The sequence below is a fragment of the Amycolatopsis sp. ATCC 39116 genome (assembly GCF_000231075.2).
In the GTDB taxonomy this organism is placed as follows: domain Bacteria; phylum Actinomycetota; class Actinomycetes; order Mycobacteriales; family Pseudonocardiaceae; genus Amycolatopsis_E; species Amycolatopsis_E tucumanensis.
Map to the genome: position 1 here is coordinate 1 of NZ_AFWY03000064.1, position 20095 is coordinate 20095.

The following is a 20095-nucleotide window of genomic DNA, read 5'->3' on the forward strand; positions in this document are numbered from 1 at the left end:
CCCCCGCGAAATCGCGGTGGGTCGGGCCGGCAGCGCCGCGAGATCGCCGTGTTCCCGGTGATCCCGGAAGGTGGTCAGTCCTCGGCGCGGCGGCGGCGCCGGGGCGTTGCCGTTTTGCCGTTCGCTGCCAGGAGTTCGCTCACCGAGCGGCCCGCGGAGTGGGAACCGGCGTCCTCCTCCACCGCGGCGCGGCGGCCGCGGGGGGTTTCCGGCTCGGGCTTGGCCCGGCGGCCGGTGCTCGCCCAGGTGGCGGCTTCGTCGTCGGGGCGGTGGCGGCGGCCCGTCGGCGTCTCGTCGGCCGCCCGGTGGCCCGTCGCTTCGGCGCTGCGGCGGCCCGAGGGCGTCTCAGCAGCCGCGCGGTGACCAGTCGTTTCGGCGCTGCGGCGGCCCGTGGACGTCTCGTCGGCCGCCCGATGCCCCGTTGCCTCAGCACCGCGGCGGCCCGAGGGCGTCTCAGCAGCCGCGCGGTGGCCCGTCGCTTCGGCGCTGCGGCGGCCCGTGGACGTCTCGTCGGCCGCCCGATGCCCCGTTGCCTCAGCACCGCGGCGGCCACTGGGCGTCTCGTCGGCTGCCCGGTGACCCGTCGCTTCGGCGCTGCGGCGGCCCGAGATCGCGGCGGCGGAACGGTACCCGCTCGACTCGGCCGAGCGGCGTCCGGCGACGGCGGCGCTCGCGCTCGATCGGCGTGCCGGGGCCTCCGCCTCCTCGGCCACCGAAAGCCGCGGCAGCGCCTCGGCCTCCGGGGCCCGCTCCGAGCCTCGACGGCCGTCAGCCTCCGTCCGCAGGCTCGCCGGAACGTCGGCGTCCGACCGCAACCCGGGCGGCGCCTCGTCGGCGTCCGGCACCCGCGGCGCCTCGTCGGGGCGGCGACGACGGCCGGCGGGGGCCTCGTCCTCCTCCGCGCGGCGGCGACGGCCACCCGGCCTGCCCTGCTGCGCCAGCCGCCGGACCTCGACCGGCAACGTCTCGTTGACCACGGGGTGGTCCTCGGGCACCACCGGCGACGGCTCCGGCTGCACGGGCCGCGTCACGCGGGTCGGGAACGCCGCCGACAAATCGGTCGCCGAACGCTCGGCTCGCGGCGTCCAGTCCGGGTCGACGGGCTTGGCGACCTGCGTCGGCTGCTCCACCCGCTGCGGTTCACGCTTCACCGGCGTCGTCGCGGCGGGCGGACGTACCCGGTCAGGACGGCTCGGCGCGGGACGGCTCGGCTCGACGGGACGGGCCTGCGGGCGTTCCGGCTTCTTCGCCGCCGGCTGCACGCGCGTGCGGTCGGGGTCGACGGGCTCGGCGTTCGCGACCCGGCGGACGGGGAGGTCCATCGACACCTCGGGCCGCCGCGGCTCGGGCGCGCTCGGGCGGCCGCCCGCGCGCACCGGCTCCTTCTCCCGCACCCGCTCGATGAACTCGGTCGGCCGGTCGGTGATCTCCCGCTTCTTCGCCGCGGTGATCTGCGGGGGCTGGCTCGGGCCGGACTCGACGACCCGCTGTTCCTCGCGCAGCGCGCGCATCCGGGTCGCCTGCGCGGTCAGCGCGACGCGCTCCAGCAGCACCTCGCCGCCGAACAGGCTCTGCAGGTTGTCCCGCAGGGAAGCGATTTCCGTGCGCAGCGCGTCCAGTTCGCTGCGGGACTCGGACTCGACCCGTTGCCGCGTCTCGGCTTCGACCTCCAGCTCGAACTCGCGCCGCGCGGCGATCTCGCGTTCGAGCTCCAGCTCGTAGACCTCCTGCGCCTGCGCGACGGCCTCTTCGGTGTTCGTCGCCTGGCGGCGGTAGCGCACGGCGAGGAACGCGCCGATCAGTGCCGCCCACAACGCGGCGACGATCCCCAGCCGCAGGTAGCGAATGTCGTCGGCGACCACCAGCGGAATCGTGGCGCCGACCGCGAGGACCAGGCCGATGAGAAACCACGGCCTGCCCACGACGCGGCCGCGCGTCTCGTCACCCTCGCCAGTCATGACCAACACCGTACCCGCTAGTTATGCGTCTGAGACCTAGTTGGTACTTCGAGCGGTCGGTTCTCATCGTTAACCGGTCGGGTGATGATCGGGATCACTTTCGTCGTCTTCGGGCGTGCGGCAGCAGTGCTCGAGCCAGAGCGCCGCGGCGATCAACGCGACCGCGCACACCGCCCCGATCGCGACGCTGCGGAGGTCGCTCGACGCCGCGGCCAGCTCCGACGCCCGCGGGATCAACGCGCCGGCGATCCCAGCCCACGCGCCGAGCATGATCGCGCCGAGCAGTGAGGAAGCCTTCGCGAGCGCGACGGTGCGCGCCGCCGAGACCGCGTTGACGAGCCGGCCGGACCGGACGCGCGACCGCATCACGAAGGCCAGTGCGACGTCGATCACCGCGAGCACGAACAGCGTGAGGCCGACCGGGCGCGGCACGCGGGGCAGGTCGCCGTAGGCGAACCTGAACAGCAGGTACGCGGCGACGAGCCCGACCAGCCCGGCGATCACCAGCTCTCGGGGCCGGGTGAAGTGCATACGGCCACGGTACCCAGGTGATCGTGGCACAGTTGACTCTCCACCGGCTGGAGGGTTGAGCATGGGACGCGCGGACGGGACGTTCACCATCGGCGAGTTGAGCCGTCGGACCGGGTTGCCGGTCAAGACCATCCGGTTCTACTCCGACGAGGGGCTGCTCCCGCCCGCCGACCGCACCAGTTCCGGCTACCGGCTCTACGACGTGACGGCGATGGCCCGGCTCGAACTGATCAAGACGCTGCGCGAACTCGGCCTCGGGCTGACCGATGTGTCCGCGGTGCTCGCGCGGGAGACGAGCGTCCCCCGCCTCGCCCGGCGGCACATCGACGCGCTGGACGAGCAGATCCGCAGGCTGCGGTTGCGGCGCGCGGTTCTGCGTGCGGTCGTGAAACGCGAATCCGAGCTGGAGGAAGTGAAGCTGATGAACAGGCTGGCGGCGATGTCCGACGAAGAGCGGGCCCGCCTGCTCGACGAGTTCTGGCAGGAGGTGACCGAGGGCCTGCCGGTCGACGCGGAGTTCTACGAGCGGATGCGCTCGGCGAAACCGGAGCTGCCCGACGACCCGTCGCCCGAGCAGCTGGAGGCGTGGATCGAGTTCGCCGAGCTCATCCAGGACCCCGAGTTCCGCGCGGTGACCCGGCGGATGAGCGAACGGCACGCCGAGGACCTGCGGGCGGGCCAGGCGACCGTGCCGGCGCAGGAGGATTGGATCGGCTGGAGCGAGCGGGCGCAGAAGGCGCTGGACGCCGGCCTGGCCCCGGATTCACCGGAGGGACGCGAACTGGCCGACGACATCGCGCGGACGTGGGCGCCGGAGGGGCAGGACCCCGCGGACCCGGCGTTCCGCGCCTCGGTGGCCGACCGGATCGCCGTCGGGACCGACCACAGGGCCGAACGGTACTGGCAGCTGATGGCGATCATGAACGGGTGGCCGGAGGTGCCGACGCGCGTGCCGGCGGTGGAGTGGCTGACGGCTGCTTTGCGGGGCTGATCGCCGAGGTTGCCTCCCGCCCCGCAACAGCGAGCCGGCAACGAAAGCGAGCCGACCACCCCAACCAGACCTCCCCCGCCCCCGATCCACAGCCGATCTTTAGTCGCCGATCAGCGGGGTCAAGGCACGCTTTCCCGCCTTGACGCCGTTGCTCGGCGACTGAAACACAATCAGGCATCGGGGGCGGGGGTGGTCGGAAGGTGACCATTTGGCGCCGTCAGGTGCTTTTCGCGCGCGAAGGCGCGGCTTTAAAGATCAAAAGAGTCCTCGCCGGACGGGCAGGCTCCGGGATGACCAGGGGACCGTTGTCGTCTCACCTCGGGCGGGTGGTCGCCGGGTGGTCATCCCGTCGCCTTCCGGTTTGTGCATATCACCTTGAGCCAGGGCCGCAAGGTTGGCATGTTCGGCTGCCGGTTGGCGGCCTGGCTTGCGGCCCTGGCTCAAGGTGATCGTTGCGTGTCAGGCGACGGGATGACCACCCAGCTTCGGTTTTGTTCAAAGATCAAGGGCACCGCTGCTGGCGCGGGAAGGGCTGCAGCAGGCGCACTGACTGGCGGTCGGAGTCGGGGCGGGCCGCCAGCAGGTCGCGGACCGGGCCGTGGCCGGGTAGTACCGCGGCCGGGTCGATTTCCAGCCACGGGATCAGCACGCTCGCGCGCTCGGGCGTCCCTGGGTGCGGCAGCAGCAGCTCCGGGTCGTCCGAGCGCACCCCGTCCACCGTGACCACGTCGACGTCCAGCGTGCGCGGCCCCCACCGCAGTTCCCGCACCCGGCCTGCCCGGCGTTCCAGCTCCTGGCCCGCCCGCAGCCACGACCACTCGTCCCGCTCTGGATCGTCCACAATGCACACCGCATTGAGAAAGTCCGGCTGGTCCTCGACGCCCCACGGTTTCGTTTCGTACACACTGGACACCGCGACCACCGCCGGCCCGAAGAAATCGATCACCGACTTCAGGTACGCCAGCCGGTCGCCCAGGTTCGAACCCAGCGACAGGACCGCCTTCACGCGCGCTCCCGGTGCACGGTCACCGCCACGTCCGCGAAGTTCAAGGGAATCGGCGCGGACGGCTTGTGCACCGTCACCTCGACCGCCGACAAGCGCGAGTCCTTCAGCACCTCGTCCGCGATCCGGCCCGCCACGCTCTCGATCAGGTCGTACGGCTCACCGCCGACGATGTCCGCCGCCAGCTGCGCCAGCTCGCCGTAGTGCAGGGTTTGCGTCAGATCGTCCGAAGCGGCGGCGGGCGCGAGGTCCAGCCACGCCACGATGTCGACGACGAACTCCTGCCCGTCCCGCTTCTCGTGCTCGAACACCCCGTGCCGCCCGAACACGCGCAGCCCGGTGAGCGTGATCCGGTCAGGCACGCCCGCGCCTCCACGCCGCGGCGACCGCGACCGCGTCCAGCGACGAACCCACGTTGTGCACCCGCACGCCCCACGCCCCCTTCACCGCGGCGATCGCCGACACCGCCGCCGTCGCGTCCTCCCGGCCGTCCGGCGGGCGCGGGGCACCACCGGAGTCGGCCAGCAGGCTGCCCAGGAACCGCTTGCGCGAAGCGCCCACCAGCACCGGGAAACCCATGTCCAGGAAGACTTCCAGCCGGTTCAGCAACGCCCAGTCGTGCTCGGCGCGCTTGGCGAACCCCAGCCCGGGGTCGACGACGATCTTCTCCGGCGCGACCCCGGCGGCCAGCGCCGCGTCGACCCGCGCCTGCAGCTCGCGCCGCACGTCCTCGACCACGTCGTCGTACTCGGCCAGCGCGTTCATGTCCTTGCTGTGCCCGCGCCAGTGCATCAGCACCCACGGCGCCTGGCTGCTCGCGGCCACCTTCGCCATGTCCGGGTCGGCCAGGCCGCCCGACACGTCGTTGATGATCTCCGCGCCCGCGTCCAGCGCCGACTCCGCGACGGCCGCGCGGGTGGTGTCCACCGAGAGCCGCAGGCCGTCGGCCGCCAGCGCACGCACCACGGGCAACACGCGAGCGGTCTCGGTCTCCGCGTCCACCCGGGACGAACCGGGCCGGGTGGATTCGCCGCCGACGTCGATGATGTCCGCGCCGCGCGCCCACATCTCGTGCGCGTGCGCCAGCGCGGCATCCAGGTCGAGGTACCGGCCGCCGTCGGAGAACGAATCCGGCGTGACGTTCAGGACGCCCATCACCAGACAGCGGTCCGGCGCCCCGGTGGTCATCGACGGCCCTTGATCAGCTCCAGCGCCTCCGCCCGGGAGGTCGCCGACGTCTGCAGCATGCCGCGCACGGCCGACGTCGTGGTGCGCGCGCCCGGCTTGCGGATGCCGCGCATCGACATGCACAGGTGCTCGGCCTCGACCACGACGATCACCCCGCGCGGCTCCAGCTTCCGCACCAGCGCGTCGGCGATCTGCGACGTCAGCCGCTCCTGCACCTGCGGGCGCTTCGCGTAGAGGTCGACCAGCCGGGCCAGCTTCGACAGGCCGGTGACCTTGCCGTGGCTGTTCGGGATGTAACCCACGTGCGCGACGCCGTGGAAGGGCACCAGGTGGTGCTCGCACGTGCTGTACATCGGGATGTCGGTGACCAGGACGAGCTCTTCGTGCGACTCGTCGAACGTGCGCTCCAGCACCGACGCCGGATCGCTGTACAGCCCGGCGAACATCTCCCGGTAGGCACGGGCGACCCGGGCCGGAGTGTCCCGAAGGCCCTCCCGGTCCGGGTTCTCGCCCACGGCCTCCAGCAGCTCACGCACCGCTTTCTCGGCGCGCGCCTGATCGAAGACCGGCCCCTCCTCGGGCGTCAGCTCACTGTCGATCTTGACCGTCCTGCTCGTCGGGGTTCCGCCGGTGCTGGCCCTGCCCCTCCTCGGAGCCACCGAACCAGTCACCCTGCCGCGGCTGCTCGCCCTGGTTCGGGCGCCACGGAGTCTGACCACCCGGCTGGGTCGCCGGGGTCCAGCCCGGAGGCGCGCCGTAGTTCGGCGGGCCGGACTGGTTGCCGCCGTTGTAGGGCTGCGGCCACTGACCGGTGCCGTTCGGGCCGTACGGGCGGCCACCGCCGTTGGGCGGCGGGTAGTTCCCGCCCGACGGGGGCGCGTACGGGTTCGACGGCGGTTCCGGCTGGCTGTAGGGCGGGCCACCGGGCAGGTCGCTGCCGCCCGGCGCGGTTCCGACCGGGGTCGGCACCTGGCGCGGCGCCGGCTTCTTCTCCGGCGGCGGCCACGGCTCGCCGCGCTCCATCGCCAGCTCGCCGGGCGTCTTGATCGGCGGCTTGTCCGACGGGGTGCGCTCACCGAACTCGTTGAAGACGGTGATGTGCGGCCGCTTTTCGACGGTGGCGAAGATCCGCTCCAGGTCCTTGCGGCTGAGCGTCTCCTTCTCCAGCAGCTCCAGGACCAGGTCGTCGAGCACGTCGCGGTAGGTGTTGAGCACCTCCCACGCCTCGGTGTGCGCGGTCTCGATGAGCTTGCGGACCTCTTCGTCGATCTCGTGCGCGACCTCGAGCGAGTAGTCCGCCTGACGGCCCGCGGACCGGCCCAGGAACGGGTCGCCCTGGTCCTGGCCGTACTTCACGGCGCCGAGGCGGGCGCTCATGCCGTACTCCATGACCATCGCCTTGGCGATCTTGGTCGCCTGCTCGATGTCGGAGGACGCGCCGGTGGTCGGCTCGTGGAAGACCAGCTCCTCCGCCGTGCGGCCACCCATCGCGAACACCAGCCGGGCGATCATCTCGGAGCGGGTCATCAGCTGCTTGTCGTCCTCGGGGACGACCAGCGCGTGCCCACCGGTCCGGCCGCGCGGCAGGATGGTCAGCTTGTAGACCGGCTCCAGGTCCGGCATCGCCCACGCGGCGAGCGCGTGCCCGCCCTCGTGGTAGGCGGTGATCTTCTTCTCCTGCTCCGAGATGATCCGGCTCTTGCGCGCCGGCCCGCCGATGACCCGGTCGACCGACTCCTCCAGCGCCGCGTCGGTGATCACGTGCCCGTTCTGGCGGGCGGTGAGCAGCGCGGCCTCGTTGATGACGTTGGCCAGGTCGGCGCCCGACATGCCCACGGTGCGCTTGGCCAGCGCGTTCAGGTCGACGCCCTGCGCGAGCGGCTTGCCCTTCGAGTGCACCTCGAGGATGGCGCGGCGGCCTGCCAGGTCCGGCGCGGACACCGGGATCTGCCGGTCGAAGCGGCCGGGGCGCAGCAGCGCCGGGTCCAGGATGTCCGGGCGGTTGGTCGCGGCGATCAGGATGATGCCGCCACGCGAGTCGAAGCCGTCCATCTCGACGAGCAGCTGGTTCAGCGTCTGCTCGCGCTCGTCGTGACCGCCGCCGAGGCCGGCGCCGCGCTGGCGGCCGACCGCGTCGATCTCGTCGACGAAGATGATGCACGGGGCGTTCTGCTTGGCCTGCTCGAACAGGTCGCGGACGCGGGAGGCGCCGACACCGACGAACATCTCGACGAAGTCCGAACCGGAGATCGTGTAGAACGGCACGCCGGCCTCACCGGCGACGGCGCGCGCGAGCAGCGTCTTACCGGTGCCGGGCGGGCCGTAGAGCAGCACGCCCTTGGGGATCTTCGCGCCCAGCGCCTGGTAGCGGGCCGGGTTCTGCAGGAAGTCCTTGATCTCGTAGAGCTCTTCGACCGCCTCGTCGGCGCCCGCCACGTCGGCGAACGTCGTCTTCGGCATGTCCTTGTTCAGCTGCTTGGCCTTGGACTTGCCGAAGTTGAGGACGCGGTTGCCGCCGCCCTGGGCGTTGTTCATCATCCACATCAGCAGCAGGAGCAGCAGGCCGAGCGGGATGATGTAGTACAGGATCTGCGTGAAGAAGCCCTGCTGCGTGACCGTCGTGTTGAACTTGACGTTCTGCAGCTTGATCAGCTGGTCGTAGATCGTGCCTGCCGACTGCGACGGGTACGAGGTGATGATCTGGTCGACCTGCTGGCCGTCGACGTCGATCTTGTTCGTGAGCGACAGCTTGAGCTGCTGCTCCTTGTCCTCCAGGTTCGCTTCCTTCACGTTGTTGCCGGTGATCTGGGCGATCGCCTGTGAAGTGGGTACCTGGGTGTATCCACGGTCGCTGTCGAAGAGGGTGTTGACCGCGAGGAAGATCAACACAACCGCGACGATCCACAGCAGCGGGTTCCTGAGCAGGCGCTTCCGGTCCATATGCCTCGGCCGTTCGGCCTCGACCCTCCCTGGCTAGGCGGTAGATGTCACATCCGCCGTCACGGTGTAGACAACAACTTGCGGTGTGCGAGGAACACCCCGTCCATCCAGGGTACAGTCCGGCCGACATGGGCACCTGCACGAGTCTCAAGCAGGTCAACGGCCGGTGCCGTGGTCTGGTTCCCCGGAGCGGTCCGGGTCAGTTGCCCGGCTCGGTTGTGACGCCCGCCACCATCTCGCCCAGCCTGGTGCGCAGCGTTTTCGCGTCCGCGGAGGACACGGTCACCCACTCCCGCCCGTCGGCGCCGGGCCGGGACAGGCTCAGGTACCGGCCGGTGGCCGTGTCGAACCAGCCCAGCACCGGTGACCTGCGACGACCGCTCACCTCGGACCTGCTGTTCGCGGCCAGCTGACCGCCGCGCAGCCGGGGCTGGCCGGCCAGCCGGGCGTAGGCCTCGCGCGGGTCGGAGGAGCCCTCGGACAGCGACCGGCGCCGCGGCTTCGGGTCGCCGCCGACCGGGACGGCCGTCCTGGCCGGCTGGATCCGCAGCGCCTCGTCGACCGGAAGTGTGATGGAAGCCTCCGTGCCACGCGTGCCCGGCGGCAGCAGGTCGACGACCGTCGAGGCCAGGCCCTCGGGGAAGGCCGGCCGGATCCAGATGCCGTCGGCGTCCTGGATCGCCACCACGCCGAGCGTGCCGTCGGTGGCGGCGAGTATCGACACCGGCGGGACCTGGAAGTCCGGGATGTGCACGGCGTCGATGCTGGTGGTGCCCTGCGAGAGCACCCGGAACCAGTCCTCGACGCGCGGGTCGAGGCGGCCGTAGTGGTCGCGCAGGCCGCGGGCCTTCAGCTCCTCGTGGGCCCGCTGCCGCAGCCGCGCGCGCTCGTCCATGGTCGCGCCGTGCGAGCGCACCTGCAGCGGGTACGGCAGTTCGCCGATGCCGGCCGCCTCCCAGAGGAAGTCGAACGTCATCGGGGTGAAGAATTCGGGGCGGTTCACCGGGCGCTCTCCGGGGTCGGGGTCTCGCCGGCCGCGTGGGCCATCGGGGGCGCGGCATCGGCGGAGGCGGCTACGAGCCGGCTCTGGCTACAACCGGCCTTCATGAGGTGGTTCACCAGGCACCACCCGGCGCCAGGGTCTCGCCGGCGGCGCTGACCAGCATCTCGCCGAGCCGGTGCCGCAGGTTCGCCGCGTCGGCGGGGGGCGGTGGCGACCCAGAGTCGCGACCTTGCCGCACCCGCGAGGGCGGCGGTGGGCCGTTGCCTCAGGTTCGCCGCAGCCGCCGGGGTGGCGGTGGGCCGGTGCCGCAGGCGCGGCGCAACCGCCAGGGCGGCGGTGGGCCGCTGCCTCAGGTTCGCCGCAACCGCCAGGGCGACGGTGGGCCGCTGCCTCAGGCGCGACGCAGCCGCCAGGGCGGCGGTGGGCCGCTGCCTCAGGTTCGCCGCAACCGCCAGGGCGGCGGTGCGCCGCTGCCTCAGGCGCGACGCAGCCGCCGGGGTGGCGGTGCGCCGCCCACCGGCCTGCACAACACCGGTCACCAGGCACCACCCGGCGCCAGGGTCTCGCCGGCGGCGCTGACCAGCATCTCGCCCAGCCGGTGCCGCAGGTTCGCCGCGTCAGCGGGGGCGATGGTGATCCAGTCGCGCCCGTCGTGACCGCGGCTGGCCTGCGTGAAGTAGCGGCCGTCATCGGTGTCGAACCAGCTCAGCACCGGCGGCCTCGTCTTCGCACCGCTGCGGCTGCGGGCGTTGGCGCCGATCTGCCCGCCGCGCAGCCGCGGCTGGGCCTGCAGCCGGGCCAGCGCCTTGCGGTCGTCGTCCACGCTGGTCCGCCCGCCGGCCGCGGTGCGGCGCTGCAGGAAGTCGGCCCCGGTGGCCGTCATCAGCTGCTCGAGCGGCACGGTGATCGACTTCTCGCTGCCCCGCCGGGCGGCGGGCAGCAGGGACACGATGGCGCTCGCGAGGCCGTCCGCCGGCATCGGCTGGAAGTGGAAGCCCCGCTCGTCGTGCACCGCGAGCACACCGCGCCCGGACAGCGCCGCCGCCACGGCGAGCAGCGGACGCGCGTCCGGCGCGGTGATGTGCACGCTGTCCAGGCTGGTCTCCGACCCGGCCAGCACCTCGAAGAACTCCTCGACGTGCGGCGCGGGGCGGCCCCGGCCGTCGGCCGCGCCACGCGCGGCGAGCCGGTCCAGGGTCTGCCGCCGCAGCTCGGCACGCTCGTCCATCGTCGCGCCGTGCGAGCGCACCTCCAGCGGGTACGGCAGTTCGCCTGCTCCGAAGGACTCCCACAGGAAGTCCAGTTCCAGCGGAGTGAGCAGCTCCGCTCGCGCCATCAAGTCCCTCTTTCCCGGTTCGCGCGGTTGCGCCGGATCAGCGGTCGTCCTCGTCGTTCCAGGCCCCGATGACCGGCGGCGCGGTCGCCACGTTGGCGCCGAACGCCTCGTCGGGGTCGGCCTCGACGAGGAAGGAGGCACGGGTGTGCTCCTCGTCCTCCGAGCCCTGCGCGCCGGCACCCATGCCGCCGCCCATGCCGGACGCCGGCGGCGGGGTGCCTGCCCCGCCGATGGTCCCACCGGTGTTCATGAGACTCTGCTGGGCCTGCTGCTGCGCGGCGCCGTGGGCCTGCTGCGACTGGTCCGAGCTGGCCGCCGTCTCGTCGGCCGCCGGGCGCTCCTTGGCGCCGGACTTGCTGCCGCGGCCGAGAGCGGCCTTGCCACCCACCGCGGCGAGACCCGCCGTGCCGAGACCCGCCACCGCGCCCAGCGCCGCCGCACCGCCACCGCCGGACGACGTCGGCGCCGCGGTCACCTGACCCGCGCCGGAGGCCGCGCCTGCCGCCGGAGCGGGAGCCGCCGGGACACCGTGCGGACCGGGGGCGCCACCGGGCTGGCCACCGGCGGCGAAGCCCGCCGCGCCGCCGCCGGGGATCCCGGTGGTGACGCCGCCGACCGGGCCGAGCCCGACCGACCCGAGGCCGCCGGGCACCGCGCCGGAGCCGGCCCCGACGGACTGCGCCGAGGTGCCGCCGAAGCGGCCGTCCGCGGGCAGGCCGAGCGACTCCGGGCCGAAGCTCGGGGTCGCGCTGTCCACCTCGGACATCGCCTGGGTGTAGGCGTTGAAGTACTGGACCTGCTGGGCGTGCACGGCGCGGGCCTCGTCGGCCTGCACCTTCATGTCGGCGACCATCGCGGCCGGGCCGCCGGCGAGCATCGCCGCGGTCTGCTTGGCCGGGTCGAACTCCTTCGGCGCGGGCATCTTCTTGACCTCGGCCGCCGCCGCGGCCTGCTGCGCCATCCGGTTCGACATGGTGTGCGCCGCGTCGCCGGCCTGCTTGCTGGAGTTCGCGATGCCGACCAGTGCGCCCTGCGCGGAACCGGAGCCCTGCCCGATCCACGCGTTGCCCAGCTCGGCGATCGCGTTGTACAGGTCGTCGGCCGCCTGGTGCAGGCTGTCGCCGTGGGACTGCCACTGCCGCCCGGTGGCCTCGGCCGTGGCCGGGTCGTTGTTCTGGGTGGCGCCGAGGTAGAGCTGGTTGCTCTCCTGCGAGGCCCAGTTCGGCGGGCTCGCGATGGCGCGGTCGCCGCCGTAGGTGAACCCGCCCGCACTGTTGCGCGCCTGCTGCACCAGCGCGGCGGACTCGCCGTTGTCGCCCAGCTGGACGGCCTCGCCTCTGGGCTCGTTGCTCGGAGAAGTCATCGTGATCGGTCCCCCCGCCTTCAGACCTGGCGACCGGACGCCAGCGCGTCTTCGGCGGCCTGCTCGATCTTGTCGTAGTGGCTCATCGCCGCGACGATGGCGTCCTCGGCCTGCTGGTACTGGTTGTAGAGGTTGCGCAGCGCGGTCGCGTACGACTCACCGCCCCCGTCGGCGCGCTGCACGAACTTCGCGGCGATGGCGTTGCCGACCGGGTTGTTGCCGAGCTTGGGCGGCTCAGCAAGGGCTCCGGCGTTGCGCAGCAGGTTCTCCACCTGGTCCTTGCCGAGGCGGATCTTCTTCAGAACAGCCTGCGCTGCGTCCGGGTCGACCCCCAGCTGCCCGTTCACGGCGGCGTTCCGGAACGCCGCGGCGTCCGCGTAGCTCCCCATCAGTTCTCCCTACCCCACGTCCGTACCGCATCGCGGCGCGTCACCCTCGTTCGCGTAGGTTAACGCACCGCACCGACACTTATGACGCGTTCCGGCACGTTCGGGTTCACGAATTTCCGGTGCTCACGCACCGTGTTCAGGCGCCGTACACCTTCGGATCAAGGGTGCCGATGTAGGGCAGGTCCCGGTAGCGCTCCGCGTAGTCGAGGCCGTACCCGACCACGAACTCGTTGGGGATGTCGAAGCCGACGTACCGCACCGGCACGTCCACCTTGACCGCCTCCGGCTTGCGCAGCAGCGTGACGACCTCCAGCGACGCCGGGTTGCGGCTCGCCAGGTTCTTCAGCAGCCAGGACAGGGTCAGTCCGGAGTCGACGATGTCCTCGACGATCAGCACGTGCCGCCCGGTGATGTCCCGGTCGAGGTCCTTGAGGATCCGCACCACGCCGGAGGACGACGTGGACGAACCGTACGAGGAGACGGCCATGAACTCCAGCTGCGCCGGCATCGGCAGCACGCGGGCGAAGTCGGTCATGAACATGACGGCGCCCTTGAGCACGCCCACCAGCAGCAGGTCGCCGGCAGAGGTCTCGCGCTCGTAGTCCGCGGCGATCTGCTTGGCGAGCTCGGTGATCTTGTCGTTGATCTGCTGCTCGGTGATGAGGACGGAGGCGATCTCGCCTTCGTACACGGGTCAGTCCCCTCTTGTTTCCGGTGGATTCATGGCAAGCCTGCCATGCGTCCGGGTCACCACCAAGCCGCCGGGTAGCCAAACACCGCCCTGGCCACGCCACCGCGCGACCAGCGCGTCGACGGACCGCAGGTGGGCGTCGGTGAGGTCGCGCGCGCCGTGCGCGGTGAGCCAGTTCCGCAGGATCCTCCTGCGGAGGGATGCGGGCAGCGGCGCGAGCTCCCCGATGTCCGGTTTCCCGTGCCGCGCCAGGAAGTCCGCTGCGAGCGCGTCGAGCGCCTCGGAATCCTCCCTGAGCTGGGCGGCCGTGCGGGCGAGCGCCGCCGCGACCCCGCCGTTGAGGACGTCTTCCAGCAGCGGCAGCACTTCCGCGCGCAGGCGCACCCTGGTGTAGCGCGGATCGCTGTTGTGCGGGTCCTCCCACGGGGTCAGGCCGAGCGCGCGGCAGGCGTCCCTGGTGGTCGCGCGGGGCACGTCGAGGAGTGGCCTACCCCACGGGAGATCCACAGCACGCATGCCGGCGATCGAGCGCGGACCGGAGCCGCGGCCGAGTCCGAGCAGGACGGTCTCGGCCTGGTCGTCGCGGGTGTGGCCGAGGAGGACGATGCCGCGGTGATGCGCGCGGAGCGCGGCATAACGGGCGTTCCGGGCGGCCGCCTCAGGGCCACCCGGGCCGGTCACCTCGACCGTCAGGACTTCGGCGGAGTCCACGCCGAGCTTGCGCGCCGTCCCGGCCGCCTCTTCGGCCACGCGCGCGGAGCCCGCCTGCAGCCCGTGGTCCACGACCAGCGCCCGCACCGGCAGCCCGAGCCGCCGCCCGGTGAACACGGCGGCCTCGGTGAGCGCCAGCGAGTCGGCCCCACCGGACAACGCCACGTCGATCGCCGGCACGCCGGGGCACTCCGCCAGCAGGTTCCGCACCGCGCGGCGCACCGCGGCGACCGCGGGGTGCGGCCCGGTCACGGGTGGACGCGCCGCACCCAAGCCTCGGGATCGCCGATCTCGGCCCGGGTCGGCAGCGTGTTGGGCGAGGTCCAGACGGCGTTGAACCCGGCCATCCCGACCCGGTCGACGACGTGCCGGGTGAAGGCCGCGCCCTGCGCGTACTGGCGGATCTTGGCGTCCACCCCGAGCAGCGCCCGCAGCAGCCGGTCCAGCAGGCCGCCGCCCTTGCGCCGCTCGGTGAACCGCGCGCGGATCGTCTCGACGCTGGGGACCACGCTCGGCCCCACCGCGTCCATCACGTAGTCCGCGTGCCCTTCCAGGAGCGTGGACAGCGCCAGCAGCCGGTCGAACACCTCGCGCTGCTCGGGCGAGCGCAGCAGCTGCCCGATCGCGACCAGCCCGTCCGCCTTGGCGCGCCGGGCCTCGCGCAGCGCGTCCGGCAGCCTGCCGAGCAGGTCGGTCATCCCGTCGTCGTCGCCGGTGAGGCCGCCGACCAGGCGTTCGACCTCGTCGGCGAAGTAGTCGCGTAGCCAGCCGACGGCGGTGAACTGCAGCCGGTGCGTGCTCTCGTGCAGGCACACCCACAGCCGGAAGTCGCGGCCGGGCACGTGCAGCGCCTGCTGCGCGGTGACCACGTTCGGCGCCACCAGCAGCAGCCGCCCGCCGCCGTCCGGGCCGCCGAACGGGTCGTACTGGCCCAGCACGCGGGAGGCCAGGAAGGCCAGCACCACGCCGGTCTGCACGCCGGCGCCACCGGCCAGGACCGGCCCCAGCGGCCCCGCCGGGTTCGGCGGCAACGCCTTCGCCGTGAGCGCGTCGAGCCCGGCGGCGGCCGAGCGCACCCAGCCGGGCCGGTCCACCACGTCACCGGGGAGCAGCGGCAGCCCGGCGCCCAGCCCGGTCAGCTCGCGGACGTGTGCCTCGGCGTCGAGCGACAGCTCCCGCAGCTCGGTCACGGCCAGGCCGGCCTCCTCGCGGGAGACCACCGGCCCGCCACGGGCGAGGAAGGCGCCCGTGGAAGCGGCCAGTGACCAGTCCACGACCGGCCGGGACGCAACCTCGCTCATCGTGTTCACCTTCCCGAAGCTATCGGCAACCACAGCCCCTCAGCGAGGCCGCGACGACGTCCAGTGCCGCCCGCGCGGGGTCCTGGTCGGCGCCGTCGGACATCAACGCGAACACCAGGACCCGGCCGTCCTCGTCCAGCACTACCCCTGCCAACGTGTGGACGCCGGACAGAGTGCCCGTCTTGGCGCGGACCCACCCCTTGCCGGACCGCGAGTTCGGCGCGTCGTAGCGGTCGGCGAGGGTGCCGCTGCCGCCGGCCACCGGCAGCCCGGCCAGCATCGGGCGCAGTTTCGCGGTGCGCGGGTCCTTGCCGTCCGGTCCCGCGGCGACGGCCAGCACCTGCGCGAGCAGCTTCGCCGGGACGCTGTTCTGCGGGGACAGCCCGCTGTTGTCGCTCAGCTTGACCTGGGAGACGTCGAACCCGTTCTGGGACAGCACGGACAGGGTCGCCTGCGCGGCGCCGGAGAACGACGCGTCGGCGCCGGTCGCGATGGCCGTCATCCGGCCGATCGCGTCCGCGAGGGTGTTGTCCGAGGCCTCCAGCGCGTGCGCGATCAGCTCGCTCAGCGGGGCGGACTTCACCTCGCCGAGCACCTTCGCGTCCTGCGGCGCCGTCGCCTGGCCGGACGCGGTCGCGCCGAGGCGCTGCGCGAACGTCTGCAACACGGTGTTCGCCGGCTGGGCGACGCGCATCGAGTGGTCGTTCGTCGGGTCGGTGAGGCCGCCGTCGAGCATCACCGGCGTCATCGCGGCGGTGTAGATCGGGGCGTCGTCGGGCGCCCAGCCCGGCGCGGTTTGCGCACCGGACCAGATCGAGGTGTCGATCTGGACCTTCTTGATCGCGCCGCCACTGGCCTGCTTCACCTGCGCGACGAGGTCGTCGAGGTGGGCGGCGCCGGCGTACACCGACTGCTGCCCGGCGGGCAGCGAGGACAGCGTGATGTCCCCGCCCGCGACGATCACGGCGGTGTCCGGCGACGAGCCCTGCACGACCTTGGTGCTCAGCTGCGTGCCCGGGTCCATCGCGAGCAGCGCGGCGGAGGTGGTCAGCAGCTTGGTGGTGGACGCCGGGGTGCGGAACTGGCCGGAGTTGCGGTCCCACAGCAGCTCGCCGGTCGCCGGGTCGATCACGGCGCCGGTGAGCGTGCCCAGCGCGGCGTTCGCGGCCGGGCCTGCCAGCGCCGAGGACACCCCGGACGACGTCGGTTCCGGTGCCGACGCGCTGGGCGCCTTGAGCGAGAGGGCCACCGGCACCGGCTGCGGGCTGTCGCCCTTCGGCAGGTTCGGCGCCCACGGCAGGCCGAGGCGGTTGGAGACGTACGGCGTGGCGAGCGCGGCGCCCACCGCGACGACCAGCACCAGCGCCACGATGCTGCCGATCAGCACGCCCTTGCGGCGGCGCTTCGGTTTCGCCTCGGGTTCGGCGGGCGGCTTCTCCTCGCCGGTGGTCGCCTCCGCGGGGTGGATTTCGCCGCTGGGCTCGATCCGCATCGGCTGCACCGGCGGAACGGCCGCGGGCGGCACCGGCTGCGACGGCTCGTGGTTCGGCGCGGGCTGCGGCCGCGGCTGCGACGGCTCGGCGGCGGACTGCTGCTGGGCCGACTGCTGCGGCGGCTGGGCGGACTGCGGCCGCGGCTGCGCCGATTCGGCGGACTGCTGCGGCGGCTGCTGCTGGGCGGGCTGCTGTGGCCGGTGCTCCGGCGGCGCGGGCTGCGGCCGCGGCTGCACCGACTCGGCCGACTGCTGCGCAGACTGCGGCGGCTGCGGCCGCGGGACCCGATGCGGCTCGGTCTCCTGCTCCGGCACCTGCCGCAGGTCGATGACCTGCGTGCTTTCCGCGTCCGGCTTGGCCGCCGGGATGAACTGGGTCTTCTCCGCGTCCCGCTCGGCAGGCACGAACAACGTCGGCGATTCGGGCAGGGAAACCTTGCCGGGCACCGGCAGCTGGGCCGTGGCGCCGCCGTCAGCGGAACTCTCCCCGCTGCCGGCGTCGGTGTCTTCCGACGGCCACTCGGGCTGTTCGTTGCTCGGCACGCACCCCTCCTCCAGACCGGCGACACACCGCGGGCAAACTCACTGTTGTCAAGACGACATCAGTGCGACTTCCCAACGGCGCGTGGTCCACACTAGTGAGAACAAGTTAGCGAAACCGTAAGCCGCCGGTACCGGCGGGAAAAGACGAGGTCAGCGAGGACGCCGTGGAGTTCGACGCCACGATCGAAATCCCCAAGGGGGAGCGCAACAAGTACGAGGTGGACCACAAGACCGGTCGCATCCGCCTGGACCGGACCCTGTTCACGGCCACCCAGTACCCGGCCGACTACGGCTTCATCGACGACACCCTTGGGCAGGACGGCGACCCGCTCGACGTGCTGGTGCTCGTCCAGGAGCCGACGTTCCCGGGCTGCCTGATCCGCTGCCGCGCGATCGGCATGTTCCGGATGACGGACGAGAAGGGGCCGGACGACAAGGTCCTCGCGGTGCCGTCCGACGACCCGCGGCTGGAGCACCTGCGCGACATCCACCACCTGAACGAGTTCCACAAGCTGGAGATCGAGCACTTCTTCCAGGTGTACAAGGACCTGGAGCCGGCCAAGAGCGTCGAGGGCTCGCAGTGGGTGGGCCGGTCCGAGGCGGAGGCCGAGATCAAGCGCTCCTACCAGCGTGAGATCGACCGGCTCGCGAAGGAGGCCGCCGAGGGCGGCGAGCACCACTGAGTGCGCCCAACGAAGAACGCCCCTTCCCCGCGCGGGGAAGGGGCGTTTCTCGTTTCGATCAGGCCCGGTAGCCGGGGATCGGGTAGGCGGCGAGCAGGTCGCGCACCTCGCCGGCGATCTTGTTGATCGCGTCCTCGTCGTTCGCGGCCGCCGCGGCGATCGAGCGGTCGATCCACTCGGCGATCTGCGGCTGGTGCTCCGGCGTGAGACCGCGGGTGGTGATGGCCGCGGTGCCCAGCCGGATGCCGGACGGGTCGAACGGCTTGCGCGGGTCGAACGGCACCGTGTTGTAGTTCAGCTCGATGCCGGCGCGGTCCAGCGCCTGCGCGGCCGGCTTGCCGCCGATCTGCTTGCTCGTCAGGTCGACCAGCAGCAGGTGGTTGTCGGTGCCGCCGGAGACCAGGTCGAAACCGCGCTCGATCAGGGCCTCGGCCAGCGCCTTGGCGTTCGCGACGATCGCGTGGGCGTAGTCGCGGAACTCCGGCTTGGCGGCCTCGCCCAGCGCGACGGCAATGGCGGCCGTCGTGTGGTTGTGCGGGCCGCCCTGCAGGCCGGGGAACACGGCCTTGTCGATGGCCTTCGCGTGGTCGGCGTCGGTCATGATCATCGCGCCGCGCGGGCCGCGCAGGGTCTTGTGCGTGGTGGTGGTGATCACCTGCGCGTGGCCGACCGGCGACGGGTGCGCGCCACCGGCGACCAGGCCGGCGATGTGCGCGATGTCGGCCACCAGCACGGCGCCGACCTCCTTCGCGATCTCCGCGAAGGCCGGGAAGTCGATGGTGCGCGGGATCGCGGTGCCGCCGGCGAAGATCAGCTTCGGGCGGTGCTCCAGCGCCAGCTCACGCACCTGGTCGAGGTCGACGCGGCCGGTCTCCTTGCGCACGCCGTAGCGGACCGGGTTGAACCACTTGCCGGTGGCCGAGACCGACCAGCCGTGGGTGAGGTGGCCGCCGTCGGGCAGCGCCATGCCCATCACGGTGTCGCCGGGGCTGGCGAAGGCGAGGTAGGCGGCCAGGTTCGCGGGCGAGCCCGAGTACGGCTGCACGTTCGCGTGGTCGACGCCGAACAGCGCCTTGGCGCGCTCGATCGCGATCTGCTCGACCTGGTCGATGAACTGCTGGCCCTCGTAGTACCGCTTGCCGGCGTAGCCCTCGGAGTACTTGTTGGTGAGGACGGAGCCGGTGGCCTCCAGCACCGCCTGGGAGACGTAGTTCTCGGAGGCGATGAGGCGGATCTTCTCCGCCTGGCGGCGCGCCTCGTCCTCGACGAGTCCGGCGATCTGCGGGTCGGCAGCGGTGAGCTCGGGGATGGCTGGCTGGTGCGTCATCTTCCTACTCCTGACACTGGCCACACCCAGGCGCGCGGTGCCGGCCTCGTCGGTCGCTTCCCGGTGGTGCTCCACCTCTACGGCGCCAGTCGCTGAAACGGACGCGTCCCAGCTTAGTCGACCGGTGCCACGCCTTCCGCGTGCCGCTTGGCCAGTTGCTGGTAGATGGCCGCGTTGTGGTCGACCCAGCCTCTCGCGGAGTCGGTCAGCGGCACGAACTTCTTGGCCGGGCTGCCCATCGCGATGACCTCCGGCGGCACCTGGGTGCCCGGCGTGACCGTGGAGCCGGCGGCGATCAGCGCGCGCTCGCCGATCACCGACTGGTCCAGCACGGTCGAGCCGTTGCCGATCAGGGCCTGCTCGCCGACCGTGCAGTCGTGCACGAGGCACATGTGGCCGACGGTGACGTTGCGGCCGATCTCGCACACGCCGGTGTTCACGTGGACCACCGAGTTGTCCTGGATGTTGGCGCCCTCGCGCACGATGATCTTGCCGAAGTCGGCCCGCAGCACCGCGCCGTACCAGATGGAGACGTCCTTTTCGATGACGACGTCGCCGATCAGGGTCGCGGTGGGCGCGATCCAGGCGTCCGGGTGCACGGTGGGGCTCACGCCCTCGAAGGAGAACAGAGGCATACCCCGAACC

The 20095-nt window shown here is 72.4% G+C and carries 19 protein-coding genes; 2 read left to right on the forward strand and 17 right to left on the reverse strand.

Going from position 1 to position 20095, the window contains the following annotated elements:
- Positions 1–74: 74 nt before the first annotated feature.
- Complete coding sequence (locus tag AMY39116_RS44925) at positions 75–1958, reverse strand: DUF6779 domain-containing protein (RefSeq protein ID WP_027936563.1); 1884 nt, start codon at positions 1956–1958, stop codon at positions 75–77.
- Between the two features lie 69 nt (positions 1959–2027).
- Positions 2028–2489, reverse strand: coding sequence for a DUF3180 domain-containing protein (locus tag AMY39116_RS0337050; protein WP_020422640.1), 462 nt, complete (start codon positions 2487–2489; stop codon positions 2028–2030).
- Between the two features lie 61 nt (positions 2490–2550).
- Here AMY39116_RS0337050 and AMY39116_RS0337055 point away from each other — a divergent pair, with 61 nt between their 5' ends.
- The gene (locus AMY39116_RS0337055) at positions 2551–3480 is read left to right on the forward strand and encodes a MerR family transcriptional regulator (RefSeq protein ID WP_020422641.1); all 930 of its coding nucleotides are present in this window, start codon (positions 2551–2553) and stop codon (positions 3478–3480) included.
- A 502-nt stretch (positions 3481–3982) separates the two neighbouring features.
- Here AMY39116_RS0337055 and folK read toward each other — a convergent pair.
- The 13 genes from folK to dacB form a co-directional block, all read right to left on the reverse strand.
- Positions 3983–4486 carry a 2-amino-4-hydroxy-6-hydroxymethyldihydropteridine diphosphokinase gene (gene folK, locus AMY39116_RS0337060; protein WP_020422642.1) on the reverse strand — a complete coding sequence of 168 codons (504 nt, stop codon included), beginning with the start codon at positions 4484–4486 and terminating at the stop codon, positions 3983–3985.
- Positions 4483–4845: a dihydroneopterin aldolase gene (gene folB, locus AMY39116_RS0337065; protein WP_020422643.1), complete on the reverse strand. Its 363-nt coding sequence runs from the start codon at positions 4843–4845 to the stop codon at positions 4483–4485. The genes folK and folB overlap by 4 nt, the downstream gene beginning before the upstream one ends.
- Positions 4838–5671: a dihydropteroate synthase gene (gene folP / locus AMY39116_RS0337070; protein WP_020422644.1), complete on the reverse strand. Its 834-nt coding sequence runs from the start codon at positions 5669–5671 to the stop codon at positions 4838–4840. The genes folB and folP overlap by 8 nt, the downstream gene beginning before the upstream one ends.
- The gene (gene folE / locus AMY39116_RS0337075; RefSeq protein ID WP_027936564.1) at positions 5668–6270 is read right to left on the reverse strand and encodes a GTP cyclohydrolase I FolE; all 603 of its coding nucleotides are present in this window, start codon (positions 6268–6270) and stop codon (positions 5668–5670) included. Before folE ends, folP begins: the two co-directional genes overlap by 4 nt.
- A complete protein-coding gene (gene ftsH, locus AMY39116_RS0337080) occupies positions 6260–8611 on the reverse strand; it encodes an ATP-dependent zinc metalloprotease FtsH (RefSeq protein WP_020422646.1) in 2352 nt (783 codons plus the stop codon). Before ftsH ends, folE begins: the two co-directional genes overlap by 11 nt.
- A gap of 199 nt (positions 8612–8810) precedes the next feature.
- Positions 8811–9614: an ESX secretion-associated protein EspG gene (locus tag AMY39116_RS0337085; protein WP_020422647.1), complete on the reverse strand. Its 804-nt coding sequence runs from the start codon at positions 9612–9614 to the stop codon at positions 8811–8813.
- Positions 9615–10149: 535 nt separating this feature from the next.
- Positions 10150–10950, reverse strand: a complete 801-nt coding sequence (locus AMY39116_RS0337090; RefSeq protein ID WP_020422648.1) for an ESX secretion-associated protein EspG — start codon at positions 10948–10950, stop codon at positions 10150–10152.
- A 37-nt stretch (positions 10951–10987) separates the two neighbouring features.
- Positions 10988–12313, reverse strand: coding sequence for a hypothetical protein (locus AMY39116_RS0337095; protein WP_020422649.1), 1326 nt, complete (start codon positions 12311–12313; stop codon positions 10988–10990).
- 20 nt (positions 12314–12333) lie between these two features.
- The gene (locus AMY39116_RS0337100) at positions 12334–12702 is read right to left on the reverse strand and encodes a hypothetical protein (RefSeq protein ID WP_020422650.1); all 369 of its coding nucleotides are present in this window, start codon (positions 12700–12702) and stop codon (positions 12334–12336) included.
- A 136-nt stretch (positions 12703–12838) separates the two neighbouring features.
- The gene (gene hpt / locus AMY39116_RS0337105; RefSeq protein WP_020422651.1) at positions 12839–13393 is read right to left on the reverse strand and encodes a hypoxanthine phosphoribosyltransferase; all 555 of its coding nucleotides are present in this window, start codon (positions 13391–13393) and stop codon (positions 12839–12841) included.
- Positions 13394–13396: 3 nt separating this feature from the next.
- Entirely contained in the window at positions 13397–14356 is a 960-nt protein-coding gene (gene tilS, locus AMY39116_RS0337110; RefSeq protein ID WP_020422652.1) for a tRNA lysidine(34) synthetase TilS, read from the reverse strand.
- Positions 14353–15405 carry a zinc-dependent metalloprotease gene (locus tag AMY39116_RS0337115; protein WP_020422653.1) on the reverse strand — a complete coding sequence of 351 codons (1053 nt, stop codon included), beginning with the start codon at positions 15403–15405 and terminating at the stop codon, positions 14353–14355. The genes tilS and AMY39116_RS0337115 overlap by 4 nt, the downstream gene beginning before the upstream one ends.
- Positions 15406–15424: 19 nt before the next feature.
- On the reverse strand, positions 15425–17440 hold the full coding sequence (dacB, locus tag AMY39116_RS0337120; protein WP_020422654.1) for a D-alanyl-D-alanine carboxypeptidase/D-alanyl-D-alanine-endopeptidase: 2016 nt from the start codon (positions 17438–17440) through the stop codon (positions 15425–15427).
- Between the two features lie 164 nt (positions 17441–17604).
- Between dacB and AMY39116_RS0337125 the strand changes: the two genes are divergently transcribed.
- Positions 17605–18123, forward strand: a complete 519-nt coding sequence (locus AMY39116_RS0337125; protein WP_020422655.1) for an inorganic diphosphatase — start codon at positions 17605–17607, stop codon at positions 18121–18123.
- Positions 18124–18181: 58 nt separating this feature from the next.
- Here AMY39116_RS0337125 and glyA read toward each other — a convergent pair whose 3' ends face one another.
- Positions 18182–19450, reverse strand: coding sequence for a serine hydroxymethyltransferase (gene glyA / locus AMY39116_RS0337130; protein ID WP_020422656.1), 1269 nt, complete (start codon positions 19448–19450; stop codon positions 18182–18184).
- A gap of 113 nt (positions 19451–19563) precedes the next feature.
- Entirely contained in the window at positions 19564–20085 is a 522-nt protein-coding gene (locus AMY39116_RS0337135; RefSeq protein WP_020422657.1) for a gamma carbonic anhydrase family protein, read from the reverse strand.
- Positions 20086–20095: the final 10 nt, after the last annotated feature.